Source organism: Bacteroidota bacterium, from assembly GCA_018698135.1.
In the GTDB taxonomy this organism is placed as follows: domain Bacteria; phylum Bacteroidota; class Bacteroidia; order CAILMK01; family JAAYUY01; genus JABINZ01.
Map to the genome: position 1 here is coordinate 1 of JABINZ010000203.1, position 7431 is coordinate 7431.

General features: G+C 33.8%; 6 protein-coding genes. All 6 read right to left on the bottom strand.

Annotated elements, in window-relative coordinates:
- Positions 1–121: 121 nt before the first annotated feature.
- Positions 122–328, bottom strand: a complete 207-nt coding sequence (locus tag HOG71_13190; protein MBT5991799.1) for a helix-turn-helix domain-containing protein — start codon at positions 326–328, stop codon at positions 122–124.
- 103 nt (positions 329–431) lie between these two features.
- The gene (locus tag HOG71_13195; protein ID MBT5991800.1) at positions 432–767 is read right to left on the bottom strand and encodes a hypothetical protein; all 336 of its coding nucleotides are present in this window, start codon (positions 765–767) and stop codon (positions 432–434) included.
- Between the two features lie 515 nt (positions 768–1282).
- Positions 1283–2845 (bottom strand): sigma-54-dependent Fis family transcriptional regulator, encoded by a 1563-nt coding sequence (locus HOG71_13200; GenBank protein ID MBT5991801.1) that lies wholly within the window; start codon positions 2843–2845, stop codon positions 1283–1285.
- On the bottom strand, positions 2842–3648 hold the full coding sequence (locus HOG71_13205; protein ID MBT5991802.1) for a hypothetical protein: 807 nt from the start codon (positions 3646–3648) through the stop codon (positions 2842–2844). The genes HOG71_13200 and HOG71_13205 overlap by 4 nt, the downstream gene beginning before the upstream one ends.
- 1 nt (position 3649) lies before the next feature.
- On the bottom strand, positions 3650–4306 hold the full coding sequence (locus tag HOG71_13210; GenBank protein MBT5991803.1) for a hypothetical protein: 657 nt from the start codon (positions 4304–4306) through the stop codon (positions 3650–3652).
- 4 nt (positions 4307–4310) lie between these two features.
- Positions 4311–7431 (bottom strand): hypothetical protein (locus HOG71_13215; protein ID MBT5991804.1); only part of this gene is annotated, 3121 nt, incomplete at its 5' end.

The window sequence follows — 7431 nt, forward strand, 5'->3', positions numbered from 1 at the left end:
ATTGGCATTGGATTTAGATCCCTTGAAGATTTTTCGTTTCCTTATCTCAGTAAATGGATCTTGAAAGTCGATTACATATGTCTCAACTGATCTGCCTGGAATTTTTCTAACAGAAGCCATATCAACCTCCTTCTAATGTGAATTTATTAATCTGGGTTTGTACATTACATTCCCCATCTATGAATTTCTTCATCTCTGATTCAGGAATTCTAATGCACCTACCAATTCTTACTGTTTTTATATCTTTTTCAACTACCCACCGTCGAATGCTCCTCTCGGAGGCACTCAGCAGCTCTGCAGCATCTCGATATCTTAATAATTTTTCCATGTCGGCCTCCTTTTTTCTTATACCTTTTTCTTTCATTTAAAAAATCCTATGTAAAAAAAAAGGACGGAAATAAATCCGCCCTTTTTTGTTTATCCGTCCGTTATTACCAAGTGATGGTGTCATACTTGTAACTTTCAACATCATCTTCTGATGCCTTGAGCACTTCAACACGTTCAGCAGTTGCTATCTTAGCACCCTTCAGCGTCTCAAATTCTGCCAAGATCGATTCATCCTCTTTTCGGAAACTTCGAAGATCTTTAGCATCTTTTGATTTACTAGCTTTCTCGGAAAGCTCAGTGTGACGAGCGATGAGATATTTACCTCTTAGCTCGATCTTGTTAAGCTGAGTTTCAGCTATTTTGGAAGTGGTAATAACTTCTACCATCCGTAAGGACGGTCTATTGGTACCATCATAGGTACTTGTCTTCTTTTCATTCATATTGTTTTCCTAATGAATTAAAAGTTTGCCAAATCATTACCTCGTCGCATGGAACTGCAGTTGAACTTTATAACTTAATGATTAATATTTAAGGGAGAATGTATCGACCAGACTGCTATCGAATGATATCAGTTCGGGCTCCAACCAATGGTTCAAATTACTGAATCAAAGCTATGTTGGAATCGATACGTTGTAATGATTTGATTTGGGTAGGATAAATTCCCACGCCTCTTGAATAGATAGAAAATCCGCATTGCGGAAGTATTAACTATTCATTGGGTATATGGAACTCGCAAAAACATTATATGGGAATTAAAATTACGTCTGGATTTTAGGGATGGTATTTGGTCGAAAAGTTGGATTTGTCGAACGCGCGATGTGCGTTATCAATTCTTTACAATATTAATTACAACAATAATTCTCTACAAATTGAGTTGTGGAAAATATCATTTTCTGCGGAATTTTATTTAAATATTTAAAACAATTTCCGCAACTATATATCCTTTTTGCAGAATTTAATTAGAAATTAAGTCCACACGAATTTGTTTTAACTCTTTAATAGCATTAGGGGCTTCCTTCTTAAAGTATAGTTTACCGATGGTAAGAATATTTGCGTTTACTAATTGAGATAATTTATTTCTTATGTAACTTTCCAAATCTGATCTATTTATCATATGGTTTTCAACAAGAAGAGAAATTATTATATCACATATTGAATTTTCCCGGTAAGATACGTCTCGTCCAATTTGTAAGATTACTGTATTAATCTTTCTAATAAAAACATCACGTTTATCATCAGAGTTTTCTGAAGTGGGATCATCTCTATACTTATTTTCAGCAAGAAGTTTGAACAACTTATAGTTTTGATTTGATTTATACTTTGATAGTTTTGCAAATTCATCAAGATCTGCATCGGGATCTTCAAGAAGCTTAAAAAATGATAATTTATCTAGCTGGCTAATATCTCCAAATAAACTATCAACAGCCGTAGCTACTTTTCTGATATATTTTTCAAGACCACGAATATTCCACTCAGACCAATTCTTCTTCATGAGGAAATTAAAGTCATCCGGTTTGATTTCAAACGATAAATTGTCCAATTTAATATCCTCCTGTGATTTCATAATCCCAGGTTTATACTCTTTCATTGGTTCATTTTCTGTATTATCCTCTTTTTGAAGAATTGATAACTCTTTTACAAAAAAATGATGTGCTAATAGGGGAACATCGGACAATCGGTCTTTAATTGGAGGTAACTCTATGCTGACGCCACTTGCAATTCTGGCTGCAAAATCACTTCGCATTTTACCCAATTTAATTTGGTTAGATATATTCTTGTTAGTGGCACTTAACAACCTAAAATTGACTTTATAAATTTTAGGGCTTCCATCTCTTTGGACAGTTTTTTCCTGCAATACTCTAAGTAACTCTTCTTGAATTTCAGGATCAATGTCGCCAATTTCATCTAAAAAAAGAGTACCATTGTGTGCCAGCTCAATTTCTCCGGCTCTAGGTTCATAGGCACCTGCAAATGCACCCTTTACATGTCCCATTAACTTGTCCTTAAAAAGATCTCCTGTCATCTCTGCTGCATTTACTACTCTTAATTTTCCAGGTCTTTTCGAAAGCCGGTGGAACGCTTTGGCAATGCCTTCTTTTCCAGTTCCTGTTTCTCCGGTAATAATGACTTCTATTCCTTTACGGAATCGTACGATACGTTCGAATATATACAACATCTTCCTGTTTCGCGATAATATCCCATGATTTTTAAAAAAAGCTTTCATGAATTCTTTTTCATTTAGAGATAATAGATTTGTTTTTTTATTGTACGCTAGATCAGAATCATCTTTTAAGGTCGGATCGTCTTTTTGTATACTATTTTTTTCTAATAGTTTTTCCCTATTCACTTTCTCAATTATCGAGGTCTTGATTAATTTATCTATCTTCTCAAATTCCTCGAGACTAATATTACCTCTAATTGGATTTTCAGTAACAGCCAACTGCAATTTCTCAACATAGGCAAGATATGCAAGGACTCTAGGATCAATATTCTTTTTATGTTCATTATCATTGGTCATTTCATCTCTCCCCCCTTATTCAAAAGGTCAAGATCTTTCTTTAAGTGTTCTCCCACCGCAAGTAAATTTGAAATGTATTTCAGATATTTATCTTTTTTACTATTTTGTTCGATTTGCTGATGTTTTAGAACTAGTGCCATAGTAATCAAGGCAATTTCTTTAACTCCTTTCCCTTTGTAATTTCTATAACCTTTGTGTGATGAGTAAATACTATTCAGTGCTATAATTAGTGCCCCGCCAATTCCCAATAATGGAATTCCTAGAATACCAAGCAATGGTATACCACCAAACACCTTTGGTATATTTTTCGATTTTGAGTGAACTTTTAATAAGGTAGTTGTTGCAATCCCAAGTCCAACTGAACTGCCTGTAAATATAACCTTATCAAAATTCTCTTCGATGAGAGAACTTAGTTTTCCATCCTTATTAATTAAATATGAATTACCACTTTCAATTGATCCAGATTTGAATTCGTTATAAAATTCCTTCTTCTTACTATTTGGCAAACAGTCAATACTTTTACTGGTTTCATCTTTGTATTTAATATAAATTGTTCGGATTAATTCTTTATCACTATTGAATTTGGAATTTGCTTTGATCTCCATAACATTACTAAGAGTTTGTAGCATACTTCTTTCTAATATATTGAGTCCTTTATCTTGCCTGACTTTAGACAACTTAAAAAGTCGTTTAATAGCTCGTGATCGTTTATCAAAAATCTTATTTCCAATTTTATTGATTGTAAGATTATTATTTTGGATTAATAATACATCATCAAGAACAGTCCCTAATAATTCAGCCATGCTATTCCTTATTCTTTTTTTCAAACAAAGCAGTAAGTGGTAGGCTCATATCATCCCATACAAGCCATACATTATTTTTAATAAGACTTAAATCTCCATCGTTCAAAATCTTATCCTTACCGTTTAGTAATTCAACAAATTCTTTTTGTGTTAGCTTTCCTATAATTTTTTCTAATTCATTTTTGGGATCAGCCAATAGCAATTGATGTGTAAACTCAAATGTGTCAGCAATTCTTTGAATAATTCTTATGATTGCATTTAGTACTTGTTTATGTTCAGGTTTTATTTTAGCTACCATCCAATGAGGCGGCTCGAAGTAGCATTTATAAATTCCACTATTATCTTTATAAACCGTTATAATATAATTATCTTTAAAATTTAATATTCTTGATAATCTAGTATCTTTGTCAAATTCAACCTCTTCAAAGGATATTGTACCTTCTGTTGACAATCCAGACTTTACTTTCTCTCCGCTATCATTTATATCAAAATCTATATCGTACTCTTTTAGATACTCTATTTCATCGTAGTTAACTTTACTTACAGTAGTTTGCAATTGATGTAGGGACAGGCTCAAGGATTGTTTTCGACTTTGCTCAAGTGAAAGGGTGGTTCCCCGGGCACGAATTGTTTCTCGAATTCTTTTTCGTTTACCCATATTATTATCCTATCCAATCACTTTGAATTAATTCTTTAATCGGATGATCAAAATTATCACCTTCATTATTTTCCAGTATAAACTTTGAAATCATCCCAAGCCCGTCAATCCCCGCCACCAATGAAAGTGGCGACTGATCGTATTTGATAGCACTATTTAGAGTTGATTTTGGGGATGCAATAATGGCAAGCCATAGAATATAAAAATGCTTCTCCGATATATATTCGAATGCTGAAATCTCTTTTAAGTCTTTATAAAATTTTGAGAAATTATTTGGTACATCTGATAAAATTGATTCTACATCAGATAGGGTTATACCTTTTTCACCTGAGTGGAAACTTGACATTGTTAGCTGAGTGCAGGTCTCACCAATTGATTGGGCAGCTATTAAGCCTGCTGGGTAATTATCATGTACATTTGATTCGTAACAACTTGAACAAAGTTTACGTTTAGGTATAAATTCACAATTCTTATTTGATCTTGAACCACAATTTCCTTTTTCAATTCTCCAGGGCCATAAAGCCAGAACAAGTTTTCTCATAAAGTATCCAGCTTTGAAAGTACCAATATTCTTATCTATCATAGAGCTTCGTGCATTAAATGTGGATATATATGAACTCTCTGGGGTCATGCCATCAACTAGTGACTCCGGAATTTTAAACTGATTGTCATCCGCTTCAAAACCTACAAGGCCAGGAGATAACAAACCTCTTGCGGCAAGCACCTGTCTTATTTGTTTTTTACCACGAGCCCCGCTAAAAGCCATTGCCGCAAAATAGTATCCTGGGTTTGATTTATCTGAAACAATTTCTTCAAGCTTAATTTTGACTGCATCTTCTAATTCAGAATTAATATTATCTGAATTTGCAGACATTAAAATTTCTATTTCTTTCTTAGAGAATTTGCATTTCAATAGTTCTAAGAAGCTAAAGGAAACGCCATCTCTTGTCACTTCATCAAATGATGCACGCATTTCTGACAGGATTATTTCATGATAATCTTTTTCTTTTTTGATTAGCTGTTTTACCCTGGAAATTCCTTCTGATTTCGTTTCTTCATTTAATAGGAAATTACCCAGTACAAAATCCTGATCGAAATCAAGAATTGGTTCACCAGAAGCTAAAGAGAGTATATTTGATTTATGTATTGGAGATAGCTTTACGGCTTCAACAATACTTTCCTCATCCATTAATGCATGTATCGACATCTCATCGCCATCGGCATCTGCACCAAATCCCTTAAACACAATTGGATTTAGCTTGAGCACCATTCCATCCTTAATTTGGTGCGGTATGGGTTTGAAGGATAGAATATTGTATTTATGAAGCGATGGAGCGCGATTAAGTAGTACTCTGGAATTTGAATTGCTTAAGAAATTATTAATAGCATCTAATGCCGCATCTTCATCATGAATATGATGGTTGATATCTCTGAAATTCAAAAAGAAGTTTTTAAGGCTTTCATCCTCAACCGTTTCTGAAATTTTATCACCATATAATACAGATAGAACATTTACAGGGACACTAACCTCATCCCAACCAAGTGACGGGCCTGGAACAATGACTAATCGTCCCGAATAATCCACTCTTCGTCCTAAACCATGCCTTCTTAATAAACCGAATTTTGATTTTCCTTTTTTTCCAAAAGTTCTATTTCTAATTTTTTTATATAAAGATTTAACCCAATTTTTAGTTGATTTTCTTAATTCATCCCTTTTTTCACTATCATTAGTTTTTCCATATTTTAGACAATTGATAATAATCCTTGAATATGCGCTTGTAATTTCATGTTCCTCCCATCTTGCCAAAAAAACAGATGTACTTGTGGACCTGTATTTTATTGGGAGAATAGGGATGACTTTAAGCATGTTGTTTTTAAACATAGGGTGCTGTAATTCAAAAGGCAATACAAATGATCCCCAACCTAGAATTGGATCTATTATACTAGTGTTACCAAATATTTTCTCATCATACAATCCCCCAGGGATTGGTAATGCAAGGTATTTAGCATCATTACAGATGAGCATTTCAGATGTATGTTTTTTACACTGAATACTCAGAGATGGTAATTTCGAAAGATTAAATACATCCCCTATTCGACGATCTGCTATTAGTTCTTCACCATTGATTTTAAAAAACAGTTTAACTCCGCTGCGTTTTAGATCCAATCTAAAATGTAGATCACCTTTGTTTGTCTCAATTTTAAATTCTTTAACTATTTTACCTGCACCAACTTTTGGTTTTTGAAATTCAATATCTGGTATGTGTTTAATTTCGTAACCAAAATGTTTTAAAAGAAATTTGATATCAATTATTGGTAATGGAGACCTTTGGGCAACAGCAGCTGAGATAATATTTTCACCACCAAATAGTTTATAATCACATTTTTTGCAGCAAAAACTCCCTTGGATAGCTGGAATACGGGTTTTGTTATTTTCAATGGGTTTGGAAATATTGTGAATATCAGAACCTGATACAGCGCTCACCTTCCCATATTTATCAAACTTAAAACCTAATGCAAATAAATGATCATGAATGGCTTGTGTAGTTTGTGCATATAAATTGTCTGAATCAATTCCAACGTCTGATCTATGTGTCAAAATCTCATGAATAATATGATTAGCTTGATGTCCTGCAAGTGCCCAGAATTCCATTTCCCCTATTCGCTGACCACCTTTATTTGATTTCCCACCTACAGGTTGACCTGTAATTTGATTATACCTATCACTATTATCTCTACCGCGCCTAGCATGTGCTTTTTTTGATGGGATATGTTTGAGTACTGTAAAATACTCGTACCCAATTGTCACAGGAGAGTTAGTAAAACTCCCATCTTCAAATTGCATTTCAATACGGCCATATTTATCAAATGGTGGTTTTGATTCAAAGAAATTACTTAGTTTGGAATGGTCTAACTGTTCAAATGCAGTGCCTATATTTGTTGGAGCTTGAAATCCCATTGACATGGCGAGCGAATATTGGGTCTCAAGAAGTTGTCCTAAATTCATACGCGAAATAACACCATGGGGATTTAAGACAATATCAACAGATTTCCCTCTTAGATGAGAAGGCAAATTCTCATCATCTGGTAGTCTTGGCATTTGATCAGGAGTATAATATTTAGAA